Raw genomic sequence first — 25,330 nt, 5'->3', positions numbered from 1 at the left:
AGTTCCGCATCGGACGACAGAAGGAACCCGCACTCATGAGTCGTACCAGAACGTCACTGCTCGCTGCCCTGGCACTGGTCGCCGGGGCCTCCGGGACGGCGCTCAGCACCGGCCCGGCGTCCGCCGCGGCGGCGGCCGTCCCCTGCACTGTGGACTACAAGGTGCAGACCCAGTGGGACACCGGCTTCACCGCCGCCGTCACCATCACCAACAACGCGGCCGCCAAGTCGGGCTGGTCGCTGAAGTGGTCCTACGCCGGCAACCAGAAGGTCACCAACGGCTGGAACGCGCAGATCAGCCAGAGCGGCACCGCCGTCACCGCCACCAACGCGAGCTACAACGGCGCACTGGCGACCGGCGGTTCGGTCAGCTTCGGCTTCAACGCCTCCTACAGCGGCACCAACGCCGTGCCCGGCACGTTCACGCTCGACGGCGTCACCTGCAACGTCGACGACGGCAGCGGCTCCGGCGGCGGCGGAACGGGCGGCGGCGGCACCGGCGGTGGGGGCACGGGCGGCGGCACCGGCAGCAAGGCCGACAACCCCTACGTCGGGGCCAAGGTCTATGTGAACCCCGAGTGGTCGGCCCACGCCGCCGCCGAACCGGGCGGCAGCCGCATCTCCAACCAGCCCACCGCCGTCTGGCTCGACCGGATCGCCACCATCAACGGCGTCAACGGCGGCATGGGCCTGCGCGACCACCTCGACGAGGCGCTGAAGCAGAAGGGCTCCGGCGACCTGGTCGTCCAGCTCGTCATCTACGACCTGCCCGGCCGCGACTGCGCCGCCCTCGCCTCCAACGGCGAACTCGGTCCCGACGACATCGACAAGTACAAGACCCAGTACATCGACCCGATCGCCTCGATCCTCTCCGACTCGAAGTACGCGGGCCTGCGGATCGCCACCGTGATCGAGCCCGACTCGCTGCCCAACCTGGTCACCAACGCCGGCGGCACCAACACCAGCACCGCCAACTGCCAGACCATGAAGGCGAACGGGAACTACGAGAAGGGCGTCAGCTACGCCCTGGACAAGCTCGGCGCCATCCCGAACGTCTACAACTACATCGACGCCGGCCACCACGGCTGGCTCGGCTGGGACACCAACCTGGGCCCGTCCGTTCAGGAGTTCTACAAGGTCGCCACGAGCAACGGCGCCAGCGTGAACGACGTCACCGGTTTCATCGTCAACACGGCCAACTACAGCCCCACCAAGGAGCCGTACTTCAAGGTCGGTGACACCGTGAACGGCACCACCGTGCGCCAGTCGAAGTGGGTGGACTGGAACCAGTACGTGGACGAGCAGTCGTACGCCCTCGGGCTGCGCGACAAGCTCATCGCGGCCGGGTTCAACTCCGGTCTGGGCATGCTGATCGACACCTCCCGCAACGGCTGGGGCGGCTCCGCCCGGCCCACCGGCCCCGGCCCGCTGACCTCCGTCGACGACTACGTCAACGGCAGCCGCATCGACCGGCGCATCCACGTCGGCAACTGGTGCAACCAGAGCGGCGCCGGCCTCGGCGAACGCCCGACCGCGGCCCCGGCCGCCGGGATCGACGCCTACGTGTGGGTCAAGCCGCCGGGGGAGTCGGACGGGTCCAGCAGCGCCATCTCCAACGACGAGGGCAAGGGCTTCGACCAGATGTGCGACCCGACGTACGGCGGCAACGCCCGCAACGGCAACAACCCCACCGGCGCCCTGCCGAACGCGCCGCTGGCCGGGCACTGGTTCTCCGCCCAGTTCCAGCAGCTGATGCAGAACGCCTACCCGCCGCTGTCGTGACACCCTGACGCGGTGAACGGCCGCCGGGGCTCCGGGTGTCAGCGCCCGAGGCCCCGGCGGATCGCGCGCTCCACCGGCGAGTACGCCCCGTCCGCCCGCTCCGGCTCCGGCTCCGACGGCGCCGCCGGATGCAGCGGGGGCTGCGCCATGAAACGCGGCCGGGTGCCGTGGTGCGGCTGGGCCGCGTGCACCAGGAAGGGGTGGCAGAGGTAGACGTCGCCGGGGCGGCCGGTGGCGTGGACGAGCGGGCGGTGCGCCGATGCCCTCGCCACCTGGGGGCCGAGCCGCAGGACGGACGCCCCCGCCTCGCCGTACGGCGCCAGCACCGGGGGCACGTCCAGATGGGAGCCGACCCGGATCCGCGTCGGGGCGTCGGCCTCGATGACCTCGCTGAACAGGAACAGCATCAGCAGGGCGCGGTCCCGCGAGCGCAGATTGGCGAAGTACCAGCTCTCGCCCTCGGGGAGATAGCTGCCCTCGATGTGCCAGCCCGCGTCGTCCGGCTCCTCGGTGTGCGGGAAGCGCAGCGGGAACGAGCCCAGCGAATGGCGCGGCGCCCACCGGCCCTCGCCCACGAGCAGGTCGAACACCTCATGCAGCACAGGGGAGTTGACCGCCGCGTCGAACGGCTCCTGGGCCATGTCCCCGACCCACACCACCGGGTCCTTCCAGGTGCCGGGGTCGTCCGGGTCGTACCCGGTCTCCCGCCACAGCAGCGCGGCGCACTCCCGCGCGACCGGGGCCGGGACCGCGCCCTCGATCTTCACGAAGCCGTCGGTGAGAAAGCGGTGCACCAGCGCGTCGTCCACGGGCCCCCATGCTGGCCCCCTTCCCGCCCGCGCGCACCCCCTTTTCCCACGCGTCCCTTTTTGCGGCATCGGCAACTTTTTGCGGCACCGGCAAGGAAACTGGCACCGCTCCCGTGCGCCGTCGCACCCTGGCCGCACCCGAGCGAGAGGCTGACCGCCATGGCACACGACCACCACGCCCACCCCGGCCACGACGCCCGTCACGGCCACGCCCACGGCGACGACATCGACTGGGCCGCGATGGCCGCGACGCTGGAGACGGAGGCCGAGGTGTTCGCCCCGGCGTACGCGCGCGCCCTGGCCTGGCTGGGCAAGGAGGTGACCGAGCCCGGCCTGATCGTGGACGCGGGCAGCGGGCCCGGGGTGATCTCCTGTCTGATCGCCGAGACGTTCCCCGGCGCCCGGGTGGTCGCCGCCGACGGCTCGGCACCGCTCCTCGAGCGCGCCCGGGACCGGGCCGCCCGCCAGGGCGTCGCCGACCGCTTCGACACGCTCGCCGGTGAACTTCCGGAGTCGCTCGCCGAGTTGGACTATCCGGCGGACCTGCTGTGGGCCAGCCGCAGCCTGCACCACCTCGGCGACCAGAGGGCCGCGCTGGCCGCGTTCGGCGCCCGGCTCGTCCCCGGCGGCACACTGGCGATCCTGGAGGGCGGCCTGCCCGCCCGCTATCTGCCCCGTGACATCGGCTTCGGCCGCCCCGGACTGCAGGCCCGGCTGGACGCCGTCCAGGAGGAGCGCTTCGCCCGGATGCGCGCCGAGCTGCCCGGCGCGGTCGCGGAGACCGAGGACTGGCCGGCCCTGCTGACCGCGGCCGGCCTGAAGCACACGGGCACCCGCAGCTTCCTCCTCGACATCCCCGCCCCCGTACCGGACCGGGCCCGTGCCTTCGTCGCCGCCGCGCTGACCCGCTTGCGGGACGTCCTCGCCGACGCCCTCGACGCCGACGACGTCGCCACCCTCGACCGCCTCCTCGACCCCGCCGACCCCCGCAGCGTCCACCGGCGCCCCGACGTGTTCGTGCTGGCGGCCCACACGGTGCACCGGGCCGTGCGGCCGGTGTGAGCGACGGGTCCCCGCGGCCACGGGCCCGCACGGCGGGCGACCGCGCTTGACATGGAGAGCGCTCCAAGTGATGGACTCCCGGTCTCACCGACACACAGGGGGACCCCACCATGAACGACTCTCCGGTCGCACTCGTCACCGGCGGCGCCACCGGCATCGGCGCCGCCGTGACCCGCCGACTGCTCGCCGCCGGGCACCGGGTCACCGTCACCGGCCGCACCGAGTCCCGGCTGCGGGACTTCGCCGAGGCGCTCGGGAATCCCGAGGAACTGCTGACGATCGCCGGGAACGCGGCGGAGTTCGGCGATGTGCAGGATGCCGTCGGCCGGACGCTCAAGACGTACGGCCGGCTGGACACGGTCGTCGCCAACGCCGGTTTCGCCACCCATGACACCGTCGCCGACGGAGACCCGGCCGGCTGGCCCGAGATGGTGCTCACCAACGTCCTCGGCCCCGCCCTGCTCATCCGGGCCTCGGTCGAGGCGCTGAAGGAGTCCCGCGGCCGGATCGTGCTGGTCGGCAGCGTCGCCGGGTTCGTGAACACCCCGGGCAACCTCTACGGCGCCACCAAGTGGGCGGTCACCGGTCTCGCCGAGAACACCCGGAGGCAGGTCACGGAGTTCGGGATCGGGGTGACGCTGGTCGCCCCCGGCCGGGTGGAGACCCCGTTCTGGGACGGCCTGGGCAGCCTGCCCCCGGGGCACCTGCTGACCGCCGAGCAGATCGCCGACTCGGTGGTCTGGGCGATCCGGCAGCCGGCCGGGGTCGACGTCAACACCGTGGTCGTACGTCCGCTGGGTCAGCCCAACTGACGTACCCGGCCGGTCAGTTGTTCGCGATGAACTGCCTGGCCAGCTGGTCGCCGAGAGAGACCGCGGCGCTGTGGCTCTCGATGGGGGAGACCTTGGAGTTCTTGAACAGGATGTAGGTCACGCCGGAGTCGGCCCCGCCGGTCTTCGGGTCGGGGTCGATGCCGAGCGCCTTGGCGGTGGCGTACGACGCCTCGCCGATGATCTTCTGGGGGCCGGTGTCGCCGACGACGGCGTACTCCACCTTGTCGCCGTAGACGACGGCGACCACGCCGCCGCCCTTGATGCCGGCGCTCGCGTAGTTCCAGATGCCGCTGGAGCTGGGCACCACGACGTACGGGAGCGACTCTGCCTTCAGCGGCTTGCCGTCGGACTGGTGGAAGGCGGTGTCGTCCTGGTACCAGGGGTCGCGGTTCTCGTTGCAGTTGGCGGTGCGCTGGCCGTCGCAGTCGATGTCCATGTCGGCCTTCCAGAACACCGCGCCGTTCTTGCCGCACACGGGGACGGTGGCCGACGTCTCGTCGTCGGTCCTGTACTTGCCGTTCGATATCTGCGAGCAGGTCTTCACTTTGGCGAGCAGGTCGGCCGCGCTGACCGAGCCCTCCCGGGCGGAGGCGGGGGCGGTGCGGGCCGCCGCGCCGGCGGAGGCCTGCGCGGGCAGCACTCCCGCGGCGAGCAGTGCGGCCGAGGAGGCCGCGGCGAAGGTCAGGGTTCGAAGGCGCACTGTGGGGGGCCCTTCTGTTAGGAAAGTTTCCTTACTGTGCCGTACACCGTGGACCCGTGTGCATGTCCGCGTCAACCCTTCGGCTACGGGCTCCCGAAACCTATGCGCATTGCGGTGATTTGTGACCGTGGCAAGACTGGAGAAAACCACTTTTCCGGATATATCAGCCACCGTCGGCCGCACGGTCGCGGTTCCGGGAGGCGAGGCGCATGTTCGTACGGACGGTGTACGCGACCGGCGACCCGGCACGGCTGGGCCTGGCCGTCGGGGCCCTGAACACCCGCGGGCACGACCTGCTGGAGGAGCGGCCCGGCTACCGGGGTGCGGGCGTCTTCGTCGACCGCGAGCTGGGCAAGCTGCTCACGGTCAGCTGGTGGGAGTCCGCCGAGGCGCGCCGCAACAGCGACGAGGTGATGAGCGTGCGGCGGCCCGAGCTGCTGCAGCCCTTCGCCGGGACCGTCGCCGTCGAGAACTTCGAGGCCGCCGTCCTGCACGCCGGGCGCGGCCCCCTCACCGGCGGCGGGGTGCGGATCACCCGGTTCGAGTGCGACCCCGCCGACGCGGACCTGGCCGCCGGCACCTTCCACGCCGGTGTGCTGCCACGGCTGGAGGTGCTGCCCGGATTCGCCGGCGCGGCCCTGTTCCTGGACCGCGAACGCGGCCACGGCATGACCGGCGTCCTCTTCGCCGACGGCCCCTCGCTCGCCGGGAGCCGCGCCCGCCAGGCCGCGGTACGGCGCGAGAGCGCGGCCAAGGCGCACGCCACCGTGGTCACCCTGGAGGAGTTCGAGGTCCTGCACGCGGACGTCCGGGGCGAGTGACCCGCCCGTGACGAAGCACGGCCGTCCGCCCCGCTGTGCCGCGGGGCGGACGGCCGCGGTGTGCGGGCGCCGGCGTCAGCCCATGTCGAACGTGGCCGGATCCGGACCCAGGCGCCGGTCCTCGTTGAGCGCGCTGATCGCCGCGAGGTCCTCGTCGTCCAGGCTGAAGTCGAAGACCTCGATGTTCTCCTTGATCCGGGACGGCGTCACGGACTTCGGGATCACGATGTTGCCGAGCTGGATGTGCCAGCGCAGCACCACCTGGGCCGGCGTACGGCCGTGCTTCTGCGCGATGGCGACGATCGCCGGCACCTCCAGCAGGCCCTTGCCCTGGCCCAGCGGCGACCAGGCCTCGGTCGCGATGCCCTGCTCGGCGTGGAACTCGCGGGCGGCGTGCTGCTGCAGGTGCGGGTGCAGCTCGATCTGGTCGACCGCCGGGATGACGGAGGTCTCGGCGATCAGCCGCTCCAGGTGCTCGTTGAGGAAGTTCGACACGCCGATGGCACGGACCCGGCCGTCGGCGAGCAGCTTCTCGAGCGCCTTGTAGGTGTCGACGTAGGCGTCACGGGCCGGCAGCGGCCAGTGGATCAGGTACAGGTCGATGTAGTCCAGGCCCAGCCGCGCCAGCGACGCGTCGAACGCGCGCAGCGTCGCGTCGTAGCCGTGGTCGGAGTTCCAGAGCTTGGTGGTGACGAAGACGTCCTCGCGGGGCAGGCCGGAGGCCGCGATGGCCCTGCCGGTGCCCTCCTCGTTGCCGTAGACGGCCGCGGTGTCGATGCTGCGATACCCGGCCTCCAGCGCCAGGGCGACGGTCCGCTCGGCCTCGTCGTCCGGCACCTGCCAGACGCCGTAGCCCAGCTGGGGCATCTCGATGCCGTTGTTGAGGATGATCGGGGGGACCTTGCTGCTCACGAGCCTTGTGATCCTTCGGTTGTCGACAGCTGGTACTCCCATGGTCAACGATCACGGGCCGCGCCGCATTCCTGACGGCGCCGAGGACGTCTCACGTCCGGTAAGTCTCACGTCCGGTAAAGGGCCTCGACCTCGTTGCCGTACGCCTTCTCGATCGCCTTCCGCTTCAGCTTCAACGACGGGGTGAGCAGGCCGTGCTCCTCGGTGAACGGCTGCGCGAGGATGCGGAAGGTACGGATCGACTCGGCCTGGGAGACCAGGGTGTTCGCGGCGACCACCGCCCGCCGCACCTCCGTCTCCAGATCCGCGTCGCGCACCAGCTGGGCCGGGCTCATGACGGGCTTGCCGCGCATCTGCAGCCAGTGCTCCACGGCCTCCAGGTCGAGGGTGACCAGGGCCGCGATGTAGGGGCGGTCGTTGCCGACGACGATGCACTGGTTGACCAGCGGGTGCTCGCGGACCCGCTCCTCCAGCACACCGGGGGAGACGCTCTTGCCGCCGGAGGTCACGAGGATCTCCTTCTTGCGGCCGGTGATGGTCAGATAGCCGTCCTCGTCCAGCGAGCCGAGGTCGCCGGTGGCCAGCCAGCCGTCGTGCAGGGACTCGTCGGTGGCCTTCGGGTTGTTGAGGTAGCCCTGGAAGACGTGGCCGCCGTAGAGCCAGACCTCCCCGTCGTCGGCGATGTGCACGGTCGTCCCGGGTATGGCCTGGCCGACGGTGCCGAAGCGGGTGCGCTCGGGCGGGTTGGCGGTGGCCGCGGCGGTCGACTCGGTCAGTCCGTAGCCCTCGTAGATCTGCACACCCGCGCCCGCGAAGAACAGCCCCAGCCGGCGGTCCATGGCCGAGCCGCCGGACATCGCGTTGCGGATACGGCCGCCCATCGCGGCGCGGACCTTGGAGTAGACGAGCTTGTCGAAGATCTGGTGCTGCATGCGCAGGCCCGCCGACGGTCCGGGCCCGATGCCCCAGGCCTTGGCCTCCACGGCCTCCGCGTACTTCACCGCGATGTCGACCGCCTTCTCGAAGGGCCCCGCCTTGCCCTCCTTCTCCGCCTTGCGTCTCGCCGCGTTGAACACCTTCTCGAAGATGTACGGCACCGCCAGGATGAACGTCGGCTTGAACGCCTGCAGGTCCGGCAGCAGGGCGGCGGCGTTGAGCTGCGGCTGGTGCCCGAACCGGACCCGGCCGCGGATCGCGGCGACCTCCACCATCCGCCCGAAGACGTGCGCCAGCGGCAGGAAGAGCAGCGTGGACGCCTCGTCGCCCTTCTTGGAGTGGAACACCGGCTCCCAGCGCCCGATCATGGTGTCGGCCTCGAACATGAAGTTCCCGTGCGACAGGACGCAGCCCTTGGGTCGGCCGGTGGTGCCCGAGGTGTAGATGACGGTGGCGGTCGACTCCGGGGTGACCGCCTGCCGGTGCCGGTGCACCACGTCGTCGTCCAGATGCGCCCCGGCGTCGTACAGCTCCTGCACACAGCCCGAGTCCAGCTGCCACAGCTGGCGCAGCTGCGGGAGGCGGTCGATGACGGTGGCGATGGTCATCGCGTGGTCCTCGTGCTCCACGATCGCCGCGGACACCTCGGCGTCGTACAGCATCCAGAAGCACTGCTCGGCCGAGGACGTGGGGTAGACCGGCACCACCTGCGCGCCGATCGACCACAGGGCGAAGTCGAACAGGGTCCACTCGTAGCGGGTGCGGGACATGATGGCGACGCGGTCGCCGAAGCGGATGCCGCGGGCCAGCAGGCCCTTGGCGAGCGCCATGACCTCGTCGCGGAACTCGGCGGCGGTCACGTCGCGCCACCGCCCGGCGGCGTCCTTGCGGCCGAGGGCGACGTGCGTCGGGTCCGTCAGGGCATGCTCGAAGACCACATCGGCCAGACCGCCCACCGGCGGTGCCGACGTGAGCGGCGGGTTGGTGAACTCGCGCAAACCTCGCTCCCCGATCCTCGCTGCATGGTCACGCCCGTGATGCTCGGCACAGCGCGGTGAAAGCTACCCCACGCCGTCACGGGGCGGGAGAGGGTAGGAAACCGCATAAACATCACGTTTCCCCAGGGCAGTGACCGGAAAATGCCCGTACAAGGGGAGGGGCCGGACACAATACTGACGGGTCAGTAAGTTTCGGTGGCGTAATCTCCACCGAATCTGTACGCGGCGATTACGGCCCACACCGCCGCCATCACCGCATACCCGGCGGCCGCCGGAACCGGGACGACACGCAGGCGGGGGCGGCACCGGGCGTGCCGGTGCCGCCCCCGCCGGGGGTCGGGTCGTGCGCTGCGCCGGGGGCGTGGCGCGGGTTCCTGTGCCGCTCCCGCCGGGGCCGGGGCGAGGGTTCCCGTGCCGCCTCGCCGGCCCGGGCCGCGCCCTTCCGGTGCGCCTCGCCGGGGGCAGGCCGCGCCGAGCCTTCGCGGTCGCCCCGCTGAGGGCGGGGCTGTGCGGTTCCGGTGCTTCCGGGCCGGTTGCGGGTCGCGTCGCGTGTTCCCGGTCGCCCCGCTCAGGGCGGGCCGTGCGGTTCCGGTGTTGCCGGGCCGGTGGCGGGTCGCGTCGCGCGTTCCCGGTGTCCATCCCACCTCAGGGCAGGCGTTCCCGGTGCCCCGCTCAGGGCGGGCCGTGCGCGGCTGCCGCGCCCGAGGGGCCGGATGTCACTGGCGGGCCGGTTCCGGATGGCGCGTCCCAGAGGGCCGTTCCGTCGCCGCGCGGTCCGGGCGCACGAGCAGCAGCACCAGCGCCCCCGCGGCCATGCCCGCCAGGCCGGCCACCAGCAGCGCGCCGTTCAGGCCCGACGCGAACGCCGCGCGCAGGGTGTGCTCCGGCACCCGGCCGCGCAGCGCGCCCGCCGCGCCGCCGGCCAGTGCGTGTGCCGCGCCGCCCGGCAGCGTGCCGGACATCCGGGAGGTGACGACGGCGCCGAAGACGGCCACCCCGAGCGCGTACCCGAGCTGCCGCACGGTGTTCACCGCGCCGCCCGCCATCCCGGCCCGCTCCGCCGGCACCGCCGCCAGCGCCGCCCCGGCCACCGTCGGCGAGACAAACCCGGTGCCCACGCCGACCAGCACGAACCCGGGCGCGAGCGCCGTCCAGGAAGCACCCGCGTCCAGGACGGCCTGGCACAGGTTCCCGGTGCCGATCAGCAGCAGACCGCCGCCGATGGTCAGCCGCGCCGGCACCCCGTGCAGCAGCCGGCCCACCAGCACCGCCACGATCATCGCCGCGACCGTCATCGGAAGCAGCGTGAGCCCGCCGCGCACCGGCGACATCCCCAGCAGCGTCTGCATCCAGATCGACAGGTAGGGCGTCACCCCGAACGCCACCCCGTTGAAGGCGAACGCCCCCAGCAGCACCCCCGCGAACGCGGGCCGCCGCAGCAGCGCGAGGTCCAGCAGCGGATACGCCGCCCGCCGCTCCACCACGACGAACAGCACCAGCGCCAGCGCCGCGCACCCGAACGCCGCCAGCGCCCCCGGCGCCGTCCAGCCGTCCTCGCCGGCCCGCACCATCGCGTACGTCACCCCGCCCCCGAAACCGGCGAACGCGGCCATGCCCGCCCAGTCGACCCTGCCCCACGCGCCGCCTCGGCCGCCCGGGGAGCCCGCTGCCGCGAGCAGCCCCCGCGACTCCGGCACCACCCGCAGCGTCAGCCACACCTCGACGACGCTCACCGGCAGGTTCACGAAGAAGATCCACCGCCAGCCCGGACCCTCCGTCAGCAGGCCGCCCAGCACCGGGCCGACCGCCGCGGCCCCGCCGCTCACCGCGCCCCACACGCCGAGCGCCGCCGACCGCTGCCTGCCCTGGTAGACCGAGCCCAGCAACGGCAGCGTCGTCGCGAACATCGCCGCCGCCCCCACGCCCTGCACCGCCCGCGCGGCCACCAGCGTCGCCGGACCCGTGGAAAGGCCGCACAGCAGCGAGGCCACCGCGAACAGCACGACACCCGCCACATGCACCCTGCGGCGCCCGAGGACGTCGGCGGCGGCCCCCGCGCCGAGCAGCAGCGCGGCCAGGGCGAGCGCGTAGCCGTCCACCACCCACTGCAGATCGCTCAGCGAGGCGTGCAGCGAGCCGGCCATGTCCGGCAGCGCCACCACCACGATCGTCACGTCCAGCAACAACATGAACGTGCCCAGGCACACGGCCGTGAGCGTCCCCCATCTCCGCATGTCCCCACTCCCTGCTTCCCCGTACGACTGCTGTCCGGCTCCGTACGATGGCCCCGTCACGGCCGATCTCCGGTGTGTGTGCGCCGCTGCCGACGGAACCCGACAGGAGAGCCAGTGCTTCAGATGGAATCCGACACGTTCGACCGGCTCGACCTGCAGGTGCTCGCCGCCCTGGAGACCGACGGCCGGGCCCCCTTCAGCCGGATCGCGGCCGTGCTCGGCGTGTCCGACCAGACCGTCGCGCGCCGCTACCGTCGCCTGTGCGCGGAAGCGGGTCTGCGGGTCGTCGCCATGCGGGACGGCCATGTGCTCGGCCAGGACCAGTGGATGCTGCGGATCCGCTGCGCCCCGGACAGCGCCCCGGCCATCGCCGAGGCCCTCGCCAAGCGCCGCGACACCTCGTGGATCGGGCTCGCTTCGGGCGGCACCGAGGTGCTGTGCGCGACCCGGCCGCGCCATCCCGCCGACCACGACGACCTGCTGCTCGGGAAGCTGCCGCGCACCCCGAGCGTCGTCGAGATCCGCGCCCACCAGCTGCTGCACCGCTTCTACGGCGGCTCCTCGGGGTGGATCCGCAAGTTCGGCGCGCTGACCGGCGAACAGATCGCGGCCCTGCGCACCGCGCCGGAGGCCCACCCGGCACCGCCCCGCCTCGAACCCGAGGACGAACCCCTGCTGGCGGTGCTGGAACGGGACGGCCGCGCCTCCTACCCGGAGCTGCAGCGGGCGACGGGCCGCTCGGAGTCGGCCGTCAAGCGGCGGCTGGCGCAGCTGCGGGCCTCCGGGGCGGTCTACATCGACACCGAGTACCAGACGCAGACCGTCGGCTACCCCTTGGCCGCCATCCTGTGGATCACCGCCGCCCCCGCCGCCCTGCACTCCGTCGGCGAGGCCCTGGCCGCGCACGAGGAGACGGCGTGGGTGTCCGCGACGGCCGGCCCGTGCAACCTGCTCGTCACCGTGCTGGCCCGCGACGCCGCCGGTCTGTACGCCTATCTGAGCGGCCCCCTCGGCCGGCTCGAAGGAGTCCGGCACGTGGAGACCACGCCGTTCCTGCGCCGCGTCAAACAACTGACGTACCCGGCGCCCCGCTGACAGCCGGCACCGGTCAGTCGCCCCGTCGCCGGAGCCTTTCGCCGCCTGCGAGGACCGCCGCCGCGAGCGCGTTCGCGGCGTCCTCCGCGGTGCCCCGGCGGCGTCCGTGGACGAGGACGAAGTCGACCTTGCCGAGGTCCGGCAGGCCGTGGCGGTCGGGCAGCCGGAACAGTCCGGGCGGGATCAGGCGCCGGGAGTGAGCCATCACGCCGAGCCCGGCGCGGGCCGCCGCGATCAGCCCGTTCAGGCTGCCGCTGGTGCACACGATCCGCCACTCGCGGCCCTGGCGTTCCAGTACGTCGAGCGCGCGGGCCCGGGTGAGGCCGGGCGGCGGGTACACGATCAGCGGCACGGGCCGGTCCGCGTCCAGCCGCAGCCGCTCGGCGCCGATCCAGACGAGGTCGTCGCGCCAGACCAGTTCGCCGCGGGGATCCTCCGGGCGCCGCTTGGCGAGCACCAGGTCCAGCTTCCCGGCGGCCAGCTGCTCGTGCAGGGTGCCGGACAGCTCCACGGTCAGCTCCAGGTCGACCTCCGGATGGTCGTAGCGGAAGCTCTCGAGGATCTCCGGCAACCGGGTGAGCACGAAGTCCTCCGACGCGCCGAACCGCAGCCGGCCGCGCACCCGGGTGCCGGTGAAGAACGCCGTCGCCTGCTCGTGGACCTGGAGGATCCGGCGGGCGAAGCCCAGCATCGCCTCGCCGTCCCCGGTCAGCTCCACCGCGTGGGTGTCCCGGGTGAACAGCTGCCGCCCGGTGGCGTCCTCCAGGCGGCGGACATGCTGGCTGACCGTGGACTGGCGCAGCCCCAGCCGGCGCGCGGCCTGCGTGAAGCTCAGCGTCTGGGCCACCGCCAGGAAGGTGCGCAGCTGCGTGGGGTCGTACACCCCCGCCAGCCTAGCGGTCATCACGGAACATGATGGCAGTCAGAGCGGTATACGGGATTCCCGAACAGCGGTGGGAGGGGGATCATGGAGGGGGGCGCTTTCGGCCCCCGGACCGAACGAACCACACCGCATCGGAGCACCGTGAAACGCCTGCGCTGGCCGACTTGGATGCCGGTCGACCCGTACATCGTGCTGCTGCTCGGGACGGTGGGCCTCGCGGCGCTGTTCCCGGCGCACGGCACGGCCGCCCACGTCGCCTCCGGGGCCTCCACGGCGGCGATCGCCTTCCTGTTCTTCCTCTACGGCGCCCGGCTCTCGACGCGCGAGGCGCTGGACGGACTGCGCCACTGGCGACTGCATGTCACCGTGCTGGTCTGCACGTTCGTGCTGTTCCCGGTGTTCGGGCTGGCCGCCCGCGGCCTGGTGCCGGTGCTGCTGACCCAGCCGCTCTACCAAGGGCTGCTGTTCCTGACGCTGGTGCCGTCCACGATCCAGTCGTCCATCGCGTTCACCTCGATCGCCCGCGGAAACGTGCCGGCGGCGATCTGCGCGGGCTCCTTCTCCTCCCTCGTCGGCATCGTCCTGACCCCGTTGCTGGCGGCCGGGCTGCTGGGCAACAGCGGCGGCGGGTTCTCCGCCGACTCACTGGTCAAGATCGTGCTCCAGCTGCTGGTGCCGTTCCTCGCGGGCCAGGTGCTGCGGCGCTGGATCGGGGGGTTCGTCGCCCGGCACAAGAAGATCCTGGGGCTGGTCGACCGCGGCTCGATCCTGCTGGTCGTCTACACGGCGTTCAGCGAGGGCATGATCCGCGGCATCTGGCACCAGGTGAGCCCCGTCCGGCTCGGCGGGCTGCTCGTCGTCGAGGCCGTCCTGCTCGCCGTGATGCTGGCCCTGACCTGGTACGGCGGCAAGGCGCTCGGCTTCGGCCGGGAGGACCGGATCGCGATCCAGTTCGCCGGCTCGAAGAAGTCCCTCGCCTCCGGGCTGCCCATGGCGAGCGTCCTGTTCGGCGCGCACGCCTCCCTCGCCGTGCTGCCGCTGATGCTGTTCCACCAGATGCAGCTGATGGTGTGCGCGGTCATCGCCAAGCGGCGGGCCCGGGACCCGGAGCGGGTCCCGGGCGCCGGCCGCGGGTCAGCCGCTCACGCGGTCCAGGGGCAGCCACAGCACCGTGTCCTTCGGTGACCTGAGCGCCCTCGGGTCCGACAGCTCCGCGTCGGTCAGGGCCCGGTCCCACACGTGCACCTCGTCGAGGTCGCCGGTGTAGAAGGCCCGGCTGTCCATGCGCTGGCCGAGGTGCACGCCGAAGGGGGAGTTGCGGCTGACCGAGCCCGGGACGTCGGCGACGGACGACTGCACACCGTCGACGAACAACGACAGCCGCCCGTCGCCCCGGCGCAGCACGAGGTGATGCCACTGGCCGTCGTTGTACGCGGTGTCCGTGCGCACGTAGGCGGTCTGCGGTGCGGCCGCCCCGTCCCGTACGGTGATCAGCCCCTGTATGCGGTGGTTCGCCGGCTCCCCGCGCACCCAGACCTGCGGCTGCGTGGTGCCGACCCCGCCCATCCACAGCAGCGGCTGCTCCCCGCTCGTCGCCGTGTACCGGAACCACAGCGACGCCGTGAAGTCCCCGGCACCCAGCGGGAGCGTGGAGCGGAACGGCAGGCGTACGGCGTCGTCGGCGCCGTCGAACCGCAGCGCGCCGCCGGACACCCCGTCCGTCTCCTCGGCGCCGCCGAGCACCGCGGCCGGACGGGCGTGCGGGGCGAGGTCGGCGGTGACCGGGTCGGGGCCGCGGCGCGGGGCGAGCCAGTCCTCGGTGAAGCGGGCGAAGCGGATCTCGTCGCGGGCGTCCACCGCGCCGCCCTCGTAGATCAGGCCCACCGTGTCCGCGTCGGCGCGCACCAGGTCGGAGTAGCCGGACCAGTCCGTGGTGACCACCGTGCCGCGGTCGACGCTGTCCCAGGTGCGGCCGCCGTCGTAGGAGGAGCGGATCATCATGGTGCGCCGCCGGTCGGGGTCGGCGGGGCAGGCCAGCAGCAGCCGGTCGCCGAGGCGCAGCAGCGAGCCCTGGACCTGCGGGGCGTACAGGTCGGGCAGGTCGTGGAAAGGCGCGGTGAAGCTGGTGCCGCCGTCGCGGCTGACCGCCTGGGTGCGGTGGCCGAGATCGGTGCCGTCCTGCTCCCGGCCGCTGACCAGGACCGAGCCGTCGCCGCGCTCGGCAAGGGTCAGTTCGGACGGCTTCTGCCGGAAGGTGCCGTCGTCGGCGATGGGCCAGGTGTCGGTGGCGCCGGTCCGCCAGTGGCCGCCGTGGTCGTCGCTGACGATCAGCGCCGCGTGGTTGGCGGTGACCCGGGTGCCGTTCCAGGTCTCGGCGTTGACCCCGAAGACCAGCCGGCCCGCGTAGCGGCCCCTGGTCAGCTGGATGCCGTGCACCGGGCCGGTCGCGTACCAGGAGTTCCAGTCGGCGGGCAGGATCTCCGGGCTCAGATCGCGCGGCGCCGACCAGGTCCGGCCGTCGTCGTCGCTGTACTGAAGGTGCGGGGTGCGGTCGCAGGGGACCTGGCAACTGGCGCTGTCGGTACGGCCGGTGTTGTACGTCTCGGCGAGCCAGATCCGGCCCGTGGCGCGGTCCACGACCGGCGCCGGATTGCCGTGGGTGTCGCCGCCGCCGTCGTTGACGACCTGCAGCGGGCCCCAGGTGCGGCCGCCGTCGGTGGAGCGCTTGACCACGATGTCGATGTCGGCGGCGTCGCCGCAGTTGAGGACCCGGCCCTCGGCGAACGCCAGCAGTGTGCCGTCGGCCGTCCGCACGAGCGCGGGGATGCGGAAGCAGGCGTAACCGGGGTCCTGGGACGCCTTGAAGAGGATCTGCTGGTCGAACTCGGGAGCGGTGGCGGGGGACTCCGCGTGTGCGGGGTGGGGGGTTGCGAGCGGCACCACGAGCAGTGCCGCCACGCCGAGCGCGGTGGCGAGTACGGCTCTGAGGCGGGCGCGTAGACCTGACGGCATGACGGGACCTGGCCCTTCGTCGGCCGGACATCTGGACATCCGGACATCCCATGTCCAACGTGCGCAACTTCGACGGTAGTTGGGGCCGGGGCGCCCCACAAGAAGCGTGCAGCGCACAGAACCCGCGCGGCGCCCAGGTCCTGTCGTCGAGCTCCCGCCGTCCGCCCGGGGGGCGGGCCTCGCGCCCGCTGCGAAGCAGCTGATGCATGCCGTAGGTGCGTGCTCTGGGATCCCCCGGCCTGAGGCTGGGGGAGGGAGTTTGACGACAGGGCCTACGGGCGCAGCACCACCTTGCCGAGGTTGGCCCGCCGCTCGATCGTCTCGTGCGCCTTCGCGGCGTCCTCGAGGGCGAACTCGGCGTGCACGGCGGGCTTCAGGGTGCCCTCGGCGAACAGCCGCCACAGCTCCAGGCGCCAGCGCTCGTACAGGTCGGGCCGGCCGCGGGCGATCAGGGCCATCTGGAACCCGGTCACCGACTTGGCGCCCACCAGCAGGTCGTACGCCTGGACGGTGCCGCCGCCCGAGCTGTAGGCGACGAGCCGGCCGTACGGGGCCAGGGCGGCGAGGGCGGGGGTGAGCAGGTCGCCGCCGACGGCGTCCAGGACGCAGTCGACGGGATCCCCCCAACTGCCGCCGCCGTACCGGACGCAGTCGTCCGCGCCGAGCGAGCGGACGAACTCCGCCTTCTCCGGAGCCGACACGGCTCCCACCACCCGTCCGGCGCCCCGCGCCCGCGCCAGCTGCACGGCGAGGTGACCGACCCCGCCGGCCGCGGCGGTGACGAGGACCGCCTCGCCCGGTGCCGGCCGCGCCGCCTCCAGCGCCCCGTACGCCACCAGGCCGCTGCGCACCAGCGCGATCGCGTCCACGGCGTCCGCGCCGTCCGGTATCGGGGAGGCCATGGCCTCGTGCAGCAGGGCGAAGTCGGCGTACCCGTGCCCGAAGCACATCCCGGTCACCTGCTCGCCCACCCGGAAGCGGGTGACGCCCTCACCGGCCGCCACCACCTCGCCGGCGACCTCTCCGCCCAGCGCGATCGGCTCCGCGGCCTCGGTGACCTTGCGGACCACGGGCAGGGTGACCCCGACGGCCGCGCAGCGCACCAGCAGCTCCCCGGGGCCGGGCTCGGGCACGGGGACCTCCTCCAGGAACAGCGGGCCGCCGGCGGACTCGTACCGGACGCGACGCATCGCACACACCTCCACGGCCAGGGGAACCCGGCACAGCGATCGTTGGGGAGACCCATGAATTCGTTGGGAGGCCCAACGGTAGCGGAGATTCGTTGGGAACTCCAACGTTTTCTCGGCTAGGCTCCCGCCATGGCCGAAGCACCCCTGTCCGCGATCCGCTCCCTGCCCAGCTGGCTTCTCGGACGTGCCGCCGCCCGCGGCCGCGCCCTGGTCGCCGGCGCCCTCGCGGCCGAAGGGCAGAAGATGTGGCACCACGTCGTCCTCTCCGCCGTCCGCGACCTGCAGCCCGTCGCCCAGGCCGACCTCGGCCGCAGCGTGGGCCTCGACCCCAAGGACCTGGTCGGCGTCCTCAACGACCTGCAGTCCGCCGGCCATGTGCTGCGCGCCCCCGACCCCCGCGACCGGCGCAAGAACGCCGTCACCCTCACCGACGGCGGCGCCCGGCTCCTCGCCCGCTGCGAGAAGGCCGCCCGCGCCGCCAACGACGAGCTGCTCGCCCCGCTGTCGGCCGCCGAACGCGATCAGTTCATGGGGCTGTTGATCCGGATTTCCGGCACGGACGGCTGACGGCGGCTAACGTTCCGTCATGACCGCAGCTCCCCTCCTCGACCCGCAGCGCACCGCCCTGGTCCTGATCGACCTGATGGAACGGATCGTCGCGCTGCCCCTGGAACCCCGCAAAGGCACCGAAGTGCTGGCCGCCGCCGAAGAGGCGGCCGGTGCCTTCCGCGCCGCCGGGGCGCCCGTCGTCCTCGTCCGGGTCGAACGCCCCTCGGTCGCCGAACAGCCGCCCGGCAGCGGGCTCGTGCCCGGCCTCGCCCGGCCCGGCGACCTGGAGGTGGTCAAGCGGACCATCGGCGCCTTCCAGGACACCGGCCTCGACGAGCGGCTGCGCGAACGCGGCGTCACCACCCTGGTGTTCGGCGGCATCGCCACCAACCTCGGCGTCGAGTCCACCGCCCGCGCCGCCGCCGACCTCGGCTACGACCTCGTCTTCGTCGAGGACGCCATGGCCGCCTTCACCGCCGCCGAGCACGAGGCGTCCGTCCGGCTGGACTTCCCGAGGCTGGGCACGGTGACGAGGTCGGCCGAGATCGCCTTCGGCTGACCCGGCCGACGGCAAGAGCCCAGCAAGGCCCCCTGTCCCCACGCGCCGGCCGCGAAGAGAGCCGCAGGGGGCGCGCCGGTGTCGGGAGACCGAACGCGCGGAGGCGCGAAGCGCTGAGCACGATGGGTCTCCCGACACCGGCTGAGGCGCCCCCGAAGGCGAACGAAGCAAAAAAAGGGAGCGGCACAGCGGGGCCCGGCGGCGCAGGGGGCGCTCCCCGCCGGCCGGGGCCCCGCCGCCGTGCCGCGGGGAGACGCGTCAGCCCTGGGCGGCCGCCTCCCGCAGGGCGATGCGGTCCTCGCCCGCGTACACGTTCATCGAGCTGCCCCGCAGGAAGCCCACCAGGGTCAGCCCCGTCTCCGCCGCCAGGTCCACCGCCAGCGACGACGGCGCCGACACGGCCGCCAGCACCGGGATGCCCGCCATCACCGCCTTCTGCGCCAGCTCGAACGAGGCCCGGCCCGAGACCAGCAGGATCGTCCGCGACAGCGGCAGCTGCCCCTCGCGCAGCGCCCGCCCGACCAGTTTGTCGACCGCGTTGTGCCGGCCCACGTCCTCCCGTACGTCCAGCAGTTCGCCGTCCTCGTCGAAGAGGGCCGCGGCGTGCAGGCCGCCGGTGCGGTCGAACACCCGCTGGGCCGCCCGCAGCCGGTCGGGGAGGGCCGCCAGCAGCTCCGGGGTGACCCGGACCGGGGGAGTGTCGGCGATCGGGAAGCGCGCGGTCGTCCGGACGGCGTCCAGGCTGGCCTTGCCGCACAGGCCGCAGGAGGAGGACGTGTAGACGTTCCGTTCCAGGGTGAAGTCGGGCAGGGTCACGTCCGGCGCGGTCACCACGTCGACCACGTTGTAGGTGTTGGACCCGTCCACCGTCGCCCCCGCGCAGTACACGATGTTGCGCACATCGTCCGCGGCGGCCAGGACGCCCTCGCTCACCAGGAACCCGGCCGCCAGCGCGAAGTCGTCGCCGGGGGTGCGCATGGTGACGGCGAGCGGTTTTCCGTTCAGCCGGATCTCCAGGGGTTCCTCGGCGACGAGCGTGTCCGGCCGGGAGGAGAGCGCCCCGTCGCGGATCCGGAGGACCTTGCGCCGTTCCGTGACTCGTCCCATGTCCTGATCAGCCCCGGTTCTGTACGTGCTGGTAGCCGAAACGGCCCTTGATGCAGAGATTGCCGTGGGTCACCGGGTTGTCGTGCGGCGAGGTGACCTTCACGATCTCATTGTCCTGCACGTGGAGCGTGAGCGTGCAGCCCACCCCGCAGTACGCGCACACCGTGGACGTCCGCGTCTGCCGTGCCTCGTCCCAGGTGCCCGCCGCCCGCATGTCGTACTCCGTCTTCGGCACCAGCGCGCCCGTCGGGCACACCTCGACGCAGTTCCCGCAGTACACGCACGCCGAGTCGGGCAGCGGCGCGTCGTGCTCGACGGCGATCCGGGCGTCGAAGCCGCGCCCGGCGACCGAGATCGCGAAGGTGTTCTGCCACTGGTCGCCGCAGGCGTCGACGCACTTGTAGCACAGGATGCACTTGCCGTAGTCGCGCACATACAGCTCGTTGTCGATCCTCGGTTCCTCGTTCACGCGCGCCGCGTCGGGGCCGAACCTGTCCGGCTTCGCCTCGTACTCCTTGATCCACTCGGCGGCCCTGGGTGTGGTCGACAAGTCGACACTGGAGGCGAGCAGCTCCAGGACGATCTTCCGGCTGTGCCGGGCGCGCTCGGTGCCGGTGCGCACCACCATTCCCGGCTCGGCCCTGCGCGAGCAGGCCGGCACCAGGGTCCGGGAGCCCTCGACCTCCACCACGCACACCCGGCAGGCGTTCTTCGGGCGCAGCGTGTCGCCCTCGCACAGCGTCGGGATGTCCTTGCCCGCCGCCCGGCAGGCGTCCAGGATCGTCGAGCCCTCCGGCGCCCGGACCGGCTCGCCGTCGACGGTGAACTGAAGCATCCGGCGCGGGATGCCGAGCGGTGTGACGGTCATGCGTACGCCCCCAGACGGTCGATGGCGGATTCCACGGCGTTCCACGCGGTCTGCCCCAGACCGCAGATCGAGGCGTCCCGCATGGCCCGGCCGACCTCCCGCAGCAGCGTGATGTCGTCGGCGGCCGCGGCCCCGGTGCGCTCGGCGATCCGGCGCAGCGCCTCCTCCTGCCGGACGGTCCCGACCCGGCACGGCACGCACTGCCCGCAGGACTCCTCCCGGAAGAACTCGGCGATCCTCAGCAGCAGCCGGGGCAGCGGCACCGAGGAGTCGAAGGCCATCACCACCCCCGAGCCGAGCGTGGCGCCCGCCTCCCGGGTGCCCTCGAAGGTGAGCGGGACGTCCAGCTCGTCGGGCCGTACGAAGGAGCCCGCCGCGCCGCCGAGCAGCACCGCGCGCAGCCCCTGGCGCACCCCGGCCAGCCGCAGCAGTTCACCGAGCGTGGCCCCGAACGGCAGCTCGTACACGCCGGGCCGCCCCACGCTGCCGGAGACGCAGAACAGCTTCGGCCCGGTGGAGCGCTCGGTGCCGATCGCCGCGTACGCCGGGGCGCCCATCGTCAGGACCGGCAGGACGTTGACCAGCGTCTCCACGTTGTTCTCGGCCGTCGGCCTGCCGAACAGCCCCTTCTCCACCGGGAACGGCGGCTTGGAGCGCGGCTCGCCCCGGTAGCCCTCGATGGAGTTGAACAGGGCCGTCTCCTCCCCGCAGATGTACGCCCCCGCGCCCCGCCGGATCTCGATGTCGAAGGCGTAGCCCTGCCCGAGCACGTCGTCCCCGAGCAGGCCGCGCGCGTGTGCCTGCGCGATCGCGTGCTCCATGCGGCGCAGCGCGCGCGGGTACTCGCCGCGCAGATACAGGTAGCCCTTGTGGGCGCCGGTCGCGTACCCCGCGATGGTCATCGCCTCGACCAGCGCGTAGGGATCGCCCTCCATGAGCACGCGGTCCTTGAAGGTGCCCGGCTCGGATTCGTCGGCGTTGCAGACGAGGTAGTGCGGGTGCTCGGGCTGCGACGCCGTGGCCTGCCACTTGCGGCCGGTGGGGAACGCGGCCCCGCCCCGGCCGGCCAGGCCCGAGTCGGTGACCTCGCGGATCACCCCGGCGGGCCCCAGTTCGAAGGCCCGGCGCAGGGCCGCGTACCCGCCGTGCGCGCGGTAGTCGTCCAGGGAGGCCGGGTCGACGACGCCCACCCGGGCGAGCAGGAGGAGGCCGTCCTGGCCGGCCTGGGGCACGGCCAGGACGGCCGGCGGCTCCTCGGGCGCCGCGTCGGGCGCGTCCGCCGCGCGCACCGCCTCCTCGACGGTCGCCGGCGCCGCCACCGCCGTACGCACCGGATCGCCCGCCCGGACCGCGAGGGCGGCCGGAGCCCGCTCGCACAGGCCCAGGCAGGGGCCGCGTTCGACGCGGACCCCGCTGCCCGCGCGCTCCTCCAGACCCGCGCACAGCTCACCGGCCCCGGCGGCGGTGCAGGCCAGGTCGGTGCACACGTGCAGCACGGTCGCCGGGCGCGGCCTGACGGAGAACATGGCGTAGAAGGTGGCGACCCCGTACGCCTCGGCCGGCGGCACGGTCAGCCGGCGGCACAGATAGCCGAGGCCGCCCTCGCTGATCCAGCCGACCCGGTCGTTCAGGGCGTGCAGCCCCGGCAGCAGCAGATCGCGCCGGTCGCGGGCCGCCCGGCCGCCGCGCGCCCACCTGAGGTCGCCGTCCGAGCGGTCGGCGCCCTCCCAGGAGGACTCCGGCGGGCCCAGCAGGGCGTCCACCGCGGCGCGTTCCTCGTCCGTCGGCTTGCCGTCGCCGAAGTGCAGGTCCACTCACGTCACCTCACCCAGGTCACTGCGGGCAGCTTCTCGATGCGGATCGCCGACGCCTTGAACTCCGCCGTCCCCGCGATCGGGCAGTTCGCCTCGATCGTCAGCCGGTTGGTGTCCACCTCGTCGGGGAAGTGCATGGTCATGAAGGCCAGGCCGGGCCGCAGCGCGGGATCGATCCACACCGGCGCCACCACCGCCCCGCGCCGCGAGACGACCCGCACCTGTTCGCCGACCACCACGCCGAGGTGCTCGGCGTCCTCCGGGCACAGCTCGACGTACTCGCCGCGGCGCAGCGGCGAGGCGAAACCGCCGCTCTGCACACCGGTGTTGTACGAGTCCAGGCGCCGGCCCGTGGTCAGCCGGATCGGGTACTCCTCGTCGGTGAGGTCCACCGGCGGATCGTGCTGCACCAGCCCGAACGGCGCGGGCCGGCCCCGGCGCGCCGGGTCCGCCTCCCACAACCGGCCGTGCAGGTACGTCGGTTCCAGCCGGTCGGTGCTCGGGCAGGGCCACTGGATGCCCCGGTGCTCCTCCAGCCGCTCGTACGTCATCCCGTAGTGGTCCGGGGACACCGACCGCAGCTCGTTCCAGACCGCCTCGGCGTCCGGGTACTTCCAGTCGTGGCCCAGCCGGGCCGCCAGCGCGCAGATGATGTCGATGTCGTCGCGGGCCTCGCCGGGCGGCGCGACGGCCCGCCGCACCCGCTGCACCCGGCGCTCGCTGTTCGTGGTCGTGCCCTCGGTCTCCGCCCATCCGGCGGTGGCCGGCAGCACCACGTCCGCCAGCTCGGCCGTCTTCGTCAGGAAGATGTCCTGCACCACGAGGAAGTCCAGCGCCCTCAGCCGCCGTACGGCCTGCTCGCTGTCGGCCTCCGACTGCGCCGGGTTCTCCCCGACGCAGTACACGGCCCGCAGGCCGCCGTCCTCCATCGCCTCGAACATCTCGGTCAGGTTCAGTCCGTGGTGCGGCTCGATGACCGTGTCCCACGCCGACTCGAACCTCAGCCGCACGTCCGGGTCGAGGATGTCCTGGAAGCCGGGCAGCCGGTTGGGGATCGCGCCCATGTCGCCGCCGCCCTGCACGTTGTTCTGCCCGCGCAGCGGCTGCAACCCGGAGCCGTAGCGGCCGACGTGGCCGGTGAGGAGCGCCAGGTTGATCAGCGCGCGCACGTTGTCGGTGCCGTTGTGGTGCTCGGTGATGCCGAGCGTCCAGCACAGCTGGGCGCGCTCGGCGCGGGCGTACGCGTGCGCCAGCTCCTGTACGGCACGGGCGGGTACGCCGGTCACCTTCTCGGTGAGCGACAGCGTCCACGGCTCGACCAGTTCGCGGTACTCCTCGAAGCCGGTGGTCGCCCGCTCGATGAACGCCTCGTTGGCCAGCCCCGCGTGGATGATCTCGCGGCCGATCGCGTGCGCCATCGGGATGTCGGTGCCGACGTTCAGCCCGAGCCAGCTCTCCGCCCACTCGGCGGTGGAGGTGCGGCGCGGGTCGACGGCGTACATCCGGGCGCCGTTCCTGATCCCCTTCAGCACGTGCTGGAAGAAGATCGGGTGCGCGAAACGGGCGTTGGACCCCCACATCACGATGACGTCCGTGTGCTCGACCTCCTCGTACGACGAGGTGCCGCCGCCGGAGCCGAACGCCGCCGACAGGCCCGCCACGCTCGGCGCGTGGCAGGTGCGGTTGCAGGAGTCGACGTTGTGGGTGCCCATGACGACCCGGGCGAACTTCTGCGCCACGTAGTTCATCTCGTTGGTGGCGCGGGAGCAGGAGAACATCCCGAACGCGCCCCGGTTGCGCGCCAGGCCCCGGGCCGCCCGGTCCAGCGCCTCCTCCCAGCTCGCCCGCCTCAGCGGTGCGTCACGGCCGTCCCGCACCAGCGGGTGGGTCAGCCGCGTGTAGGTCTTCGGCCGCCGTGTGCTCATGCGGCGCTCCTCAGGCACGTTCCTCATGCGGCGCTCCTCAGTGCGAGCAGGTCCGAGATGGCGTGCACGGTGCGCAGGGTGGGCACCTCGACGCCGGTGATCTCCGCGAGTTCGACGACGGCCGCGAGCAGCACGTCCAGTTCCAGCGGCTTGCCGCGCTCCAGGTCCTGGAGGGTGGAGGTGCGGTGGTCGCCGACGCGTTCGGCGCCCGCGAGGCGGCGTTCGACGGAGACGCCGACCGTGCAGCCGAGGGCCTCGGCGACCGCGAGCGTCTCGCGCATCATCGTCTCGATGACCCGGCGGGTGCCGCCGTGCCGGCACATCTGCCGCATGGTGGCGCGGGCCAGGGCGCTGATCGGGTTGAAGGAGATGTTCCCGAGCAGCTTGACCCAGATGTCCGCGCGCAGCTCCTTCTCCACCGGGCACTTCAGCCCGCCGGTCCGCATGGCCTCGCTGAAGTCCAGGCAGCGCGCGGAGACGCTCCGGTCGGGCTCGCCGACGGAGAACCGGGTGCCCTCCAAGTGCCGTACGACGCCGGGGCCCTGGAGTTCGGTGGCGGCGTAGACGACACAGCCGACGGCCCGCTCGGGGGCGAGGACCCGGCTGACCGCACCGTCCGGATCGACGCTTTCGAGGCGGTGGCCGTCGTAGGGGCCGCCGTGGCGGTGGAAGTACCACCAGGGGATGCCGTTCTGCGCGGCGACCACGGCGGTGCGCTCGTGCAGCAGCGGCGCGATCAGCGGCCCGCACGCCGCGTACGCGTTGGCCTTCAGGCCGAGGAAGACGTAGTCCGCCGGACCGACCTCGCTCGGGTCGTCGGTGGCGTGGGGGTGCGCGGTGAAGTCGCCGCGCGGGCTGAGCACGCGCACTCCGTGCTGCCTCATGGCCGCCAGATGCGGTCCACGGGCGATGAGATGCACATCGGCGCCGGCGCGGTGGAGCGCGGCGCCGACGTAGGCACCGATGGCGCCGGCGCCGAGAACTGCAACTTTCACGGGAGCACTCCGTTCGGTCGAGGGATACCGCGGAGGAAGGAGAGCGGAGGAAGGAGAAGGAGGGCCGCCGACGAGCATGGTCAGCTGAATCCTGTCGACGAAATATTGTCTACAGTATGGAGATTGGGTCGACAAGGGTCCGCGCGCAAGTCCGTGACCGCGCGGCCGAAGTGCTCGGACGTCCATCCGCCTGACCGGAGCCGACAATCCCGGCGCCCGATTCCTGTGGCTTCGGCTGCCGTCGTAC

Annotated in this window: 21 protein-coding genes; 8 read left to right on the top strand and 13 right to left on the bottom strand. The window is 72.8% G+C overall.

Features of this window, described 5'->3' with window-relative positions:
• Nucleotides 1–35: 35 nt before the first annotated feature.
• Complete coding sequence (locus tag ACGFZN_RS30340) at nucleotides 36–1,781, top strand: glycoside hydrolase family 6 protein (protein ID WP_393861648.1); 1,746 nt, start codon at nucleotides 36–38, stop codon at nucleotides 1,779–1,781.
• 38 nt (nucleotides 1,782–1,819) lie between these two features.
• Here the strand turns inward: ACGFZN_RS30340 and ACGFZN_RS30335 are convergent, their stop codons facing one another.
• Complete coding sequence (locus tag ACGFZN_RS30335) at nucleotides 1,820–2,590, bottom strand: phytanoyl-CoA dioxygenase family protein (RefSeq protein ID WP_393861647.1); 771 nt, start codon at nucleotides 2,588–2,590, stop codon at nucleotides 1,820–1,822.
• A 159-nt stretch (nucleotides 2,591–2,749) separates the two neighbouring features.
• Here ACGFZN_RS30335 and ACGFZN_RS30330 point away from each other — a divergent pair, with 159 nt between their 5' ends.
• Together ACGFZN_RS30330 and ACGFZN_RS30325 are read left to right on the top strand one after the other, a co-directional pair.
• Nucleotides 2,750–3,652 (top strand): class I SAM-dependent methyltransferase, encoded by a 903-nt coding sequence (locus tag ACGFZN_RS30330; protein ID WP_393861646.1) that lies wholly within the window; start codon nucleotides 2,750–2,752, stop codon nucleotides 3,650–3,652.
• A gap of 110 nt (nucleotides 3,653–3,762) precedes the next feature.
• Nucleotides 3,763–4,464, top strand: a complete 702-nt coding sequence (locus ACGFZN_RS30325) for an SDR family oxidoreductase (protein ID WP_393861645.1) — start codon at nucleotides 3,763–3,765, stop codon at nucleotides 4,462–4,464.
• Between the two features lie 13 nt (nucleotides 4,465–4,477).
• On the opposite strand, the gene ACGFZN_RS30320 is transcribed toward ACGFZN_RS30325, so the two are convergent.
• The gene (locus ACGFZN_RS30320) at nucleotides 4,478–5,185 is read right to left on the bottom strand and encodes a glycoside hydrolase family 75 protein (RefSeq protein ID WP_393861644.1); all 708 of its coding nucleotides are present in this window, start codon (nucleotides 5,183–5,185) and stop codon (nucleotides 4,478–4,480) included.
• Between the two features lie 209 nt (nucleotides 5,186–5,394).
• On the opposite strand from ACGFZN_RS30320, the gene ACGFZN_RS30315 reads away from it, so the two are divergent.
• Nucleotides 5,395–6,006 (top strand): hypothetical protein, encoded by a 612-nt coding sequence (locus ACGFZN_RS30315; protein WP_393861643.1) that lies wholly within the window; start codon nucleotides 5,395–5,397, stop codon nucleotides 6,004–6,006.
• Nucleotides 6,007–6,081: 75 nt separating this feature from the next.
• Here the strand turns inward: ACGFZN_RS30315 and ACGFZN_RS30310 are convergent, their stop codons facing one another.
• From ACGFZN_RS30310 to ACGFZN_RS30300, 3 genes are all read right to left on the bottom strand, one after another.
• Nucleotides 6,082–6,918 carry an aldo/keto reductase gene (locus ACGFZN_RS30310; RefSeq protein ID WP_393861642.1) on the bottom strand — a complete coding sequence of 279 codons (837 nt, stop codon included), beginning with the start codon at nucleotides 6,916–6,918 and terminating at the stop codon, nucleotides 6,082–6,084.
• Nucleotides 6,919–7,025: 107 nt separating this feature from the next.
• A complete protein-coding gene (locus ACGFZN_RS30305) occupies nucleotides 7,026–8,852 on the bottom strand; it encodes an AMP-dependent synthetase/ligase (protein WP_393861641.1) in 1,827 nt (608 codons plus the stop codon).
• 716 nt (nucleotides 8,853–9,568) lie between these two features.
• On the bottom strand, nucleotides 9,569–11,086 hold the full coding sequence (locus ACGFZN_RS30300) for an MFS transporter (protein ID WP_393861640.1): 1,518 nt from the start codon (nucleotides 11,084–11,086) through the stop codon (nucleotides 9,569–9,571).
• A gap of 123 nt (nucleotides 11,087–11,209) precedes the next feature.
• On the opposite strand from ACGFZN_RS30300, the gene ACGFZN_RS30295 reads away from it, so the two are divergent.
• Entirely contained in the window at nucleotides 11,210–12,181 is a 972-nt protein-coding gene (locus ACGFZN_RS30295; protein WP_393861639.1) for an Lrp/AsnC family transcriptional regulator, read from the top strand.
• Nucleotides 12,182–12,194: 13 nt separating this feature from the next.
• Here ACGFZN_RS30295 and ACGFZN_RS30290 read toward each other — a convergent pair whose 3' ends face one another.
• Nucleotides 12,195–13,064, bottom strand: a complete 870-nt coding sequence (locus ACGFZN_RS30290; protein ID WP_393861775.1) for a LysR substrate-binding domain-containing protein — start codon at nucleotides 13,062–13,064, stop codon at nucleotides 12,195–12,197.
• Between the two features lie 168 nt (nucleotides 13,065–13,232).
• Between ACGFZN_RS30290 and ACGFZN_RS30285 the strand changes: the two genes are divergently transcribed.
• Nucleotides 13,233–14,249, top strand: a complete 1,017-nt coding sequence (locus ACGFZN_RS30285) for a bile acid:sodium symporter family protein (protein WP_393861774.1) — start codon at nucleotides 13,233–13,235, stop codon at nucleotides 14,247–14,249.
• Here the strand turns inward: ACGFZN_RS30285 and ACGFZN_RS30280 are convergent.
• Entirely contained in the window at nucleotides 14,199–16,076 is a 1,878-nt protein-coding gene (locus ACGFZN_RS30280; RefSeq protein ID WP_393861638.1) for an exo-alpha-sialidase, read from the bottom strand. The two genes, ACGFZN_RS30285 and ACGFZN_RS30280, sit on opposite strands and share 51 nt — an antisense overlap.
• A gap of 272 nt (nucleotides 16,077–16,348) precedes the next feature.
• Nucleotides 16,349–17,266 (bottom strand): zinc-binding alcohol dehydrogenase family protein, encoded by a 918-nt coding sequence (locus ACGFZN_RS30275; protein ID WP_393861637.1) that lies wholly within the window; start codon nucleotides 17,264–17,266, stop codon nucleotides 16,349–16,351.
• Nucleotides 17,267–17,395: 129 nt separating this feature from the next.
• Here ACGFZN_RS30275 and ACGFZN_RS30270 point away from each other — a divergent pair, with 129 nt between their 5' ends.
• Entirely contained in the window at nucleotides 17,396–17,833 is a 438-nt protein-coding gene (locus ACGFZN_RS30270) for a MarR family winged helix-turn-helix transcriptional regulator (RefSeq protein ID WP_393861636.1), read from the top strand.
• Nucleotides 17,834–17,852: 19 nt separating this feature from the next.
• On the top strand, nucleotides 17,853–18,374 hold the full coding sequence (locus tag ACGFZN_RS30265) for an isochorismatase family protein (RefSeq protein ID WP_393861635.1): 522 nt from the start codon (nucleotides 17,853–17,855) through the stop codon (nucleotides 18,372–18,374).
• A 258-nt stretch (nucleotides 18,375–18,632) separates the two neighbouring features.
• On the opposite strand, the gene fdhD is transcribed toward ACGFZN_RS30265, so the two are convergent.
• From fdhD to ACGFZN_RS30240, 5 genes are read right to left on the bottom strand one after another with little or no spacing between them, the layout of a single operon-like run.
• Nucleotides 18,633–19,481, bottom strand: coding sequence for a formate dehydrogenase accessory sulfurtransferase FdhD (gene fdhD / locus ACGFZN_RS30260; RefSeq protein ID WP_393861634.1), 849 nt, complete (start codon nucleotides 19,479–19,481; stop codon nucleotides 18,633–18,635).
• Between the two features lie 7 nt (nucleotides 19,482–19,488).
• On the bottom strand, nucleotides 19,489–20,349 hold the full coding sequence (locus ACGFZN_RS30255) for a 2Fe-2S iron-sulfur cluster-binding protein (protein ID WP_393861633.1): 861 nt from the start codon (nucleotides 20,347–20,349) through the stop codon (nucleotides 19,489–19,491).
• On the bottom strand, nucleotides 20,346–22,163 hold the full coding sequence (locus ACGFZN_RS30250) for an NADH-ubiquinone oxidoreductase-F iron-sulfur binding region domain-containing protein (protein WP_393861632.1): 1,818 nt from the start codon (nucleotides 22,161–22,163) through the stop codon (nucleotides 20,346–20,348). The genes ACGFZN_RS30255 and ACGFZN_RS30250 overlap by 4 nt, the downstream gene beginning before the upstream one ends.
• A 5-nt stretch (nucleotides 22,164–22,168) precedes the next feature.
• Nucleotides 22,169–24,088 carry a molybdopterin oxidoreductase family protein gene (locus tag ACGFZN_RS30245; protein WP_393861631.1) on the bottom strand — a complete coding sequence of 640 codons (1,920 nt, stop codon included), beginning with the start codon at nucleotides 24,086–24,088 and terminating at the stop codon, nucleotides 22,169–22,171.
• 23 nt (nucleotides 24,089–24,111) lie between these two features.
• Nucleotides 24,112–25,083, bottom strand: a complete 972-nt coding sequence (locus ACGFZN_RS30240) for a 2-dehydropantoate 2-reductase (RefSeq protein ID WP_393861630.1) — start codon at nucleotides 25,081–25,083, stop codon at nucleotides 24,112–24,114.
• Between the last annotated feature and the right edge of the window lie 247 nt (nucleotides 25,084–25,330).

It is taken from the genome of Streptomyces sp. NPDC048192 (assembly GCF_043202415.1).
In the GTDB taxonomy this organism is placed as follows: domain Bacteria; phylum Actinomycetota; class Actinomycetes; order Streptomycetales; family Streptomycetaceae; genus Streptomyces.
This window is presented reverse-complemented; position numbering and strand designations above follow the sequence as displayed.

Excerpts from the sequence above, each read along its gene's own strand:
- ACGFZN_RS30340 (WP_393861648.1), top strand. The coding sequence starts at position 36 with ATGAGTCGTACCAGAACGTCACTGCTCGCTGCCCTGGCACTGGTCGCC.
- ACGFZN_RS30330 (WP_393861646.1), top strand. The coding sequence starts at position 2,750 with ATGGCACACGACCACCACGCCCACCCCGGCCACGACGCCCGTCACGGC.
- ACGFZN_RS30325 (WP_393861645.1), top strand. The coding sequence starts at position 3,763 with ATGAACGACTCTCCGGTCGCACTCGTCACCGGCGGCGCCACCGGCATC.
- ACGFZN_RS30315 (WP_393861643.1), top strand. The coding sequence starts at position 5,395 with ATGTTCGTACGGACGGTGTACGCGACCGGCGACCCGGCACGGCTGGGC.
- ACGFZN_RS30300 (WP_393861640.1), bottom strand. The coding sequence starts at position 11,086 with ATGCGGAGATGGGGGACGCTCACGGCCGTGTGCCTGGGCACGTTCATG.
- ACGFZN_RS30295 (WP_393861639.1), top strand. The coding sequence starts at position 11,210 with ATGGAATCCGACACGTTCGACCGGCTCGACCTGCAGGTGCTCGCCGCC.
- ACGFZN_RS30285 (WP_393861774.1), top strand. The coding sequence starts at position 13,233 with ATGCCGGTCGACCCGTACATCGTGCTGCTGCTCGGGACGGTGGGCCTC.
- ACGFZN_RS30280 (WP_393861638.1), bottom strand. The coding sequence starts at position 16,076 with ATGCCGTCAGGTCTACGCGCCCGCCTCAGAGCCGTACTCGCCACCGCG.
- ACGFZN_RS30275 (WP_393861637.1), bottom strand. The coding sequence starts at position 17,266 with ATGCGTCGCGTCCGGTACGAGTCCGCCGGCGGCCCGCTGTTCCTGGAG.
- ACGFZN_RS30270 (WP_393861636.1), top strand. The coding sequence starts at position 17,396 with ATGGCCGAAGCACCCCTGTCCGCGATCCGCTCCCTGCCCAGCTGGCTT.
- ACGFZN_RS30265 (WP_393861635.1), top strand. The coding sequence starts at position 17,853 with ATGACCGCAGCTCCCCTCCTCGACCCGCAGCGCACCGCCCTGGTCCTG.
- fdhD (WP_393861634.1), bottom strand. The coding sequence starts at position 19,481 with ATGGGACGAGTCACGGAACGGCGCAAGGTCCTCCGGATCCGCGACGGG.
- ACGFZN_RS30255 (WP_393861633.1), bottom strand. The coding sequence starts at position 20,349 with ATGACCGTCACACCGCTCGGCATCCCGCGCCGGATGCTTCAGTTCACC.
- ACGFZN_RS30245 (WP_393861631.1), bottom strand. The coding sequence starts at position 24,088 with ATGAGCACACGGCGGCCGAAGACCTACACGCGGCTGACCCACCCGCTG.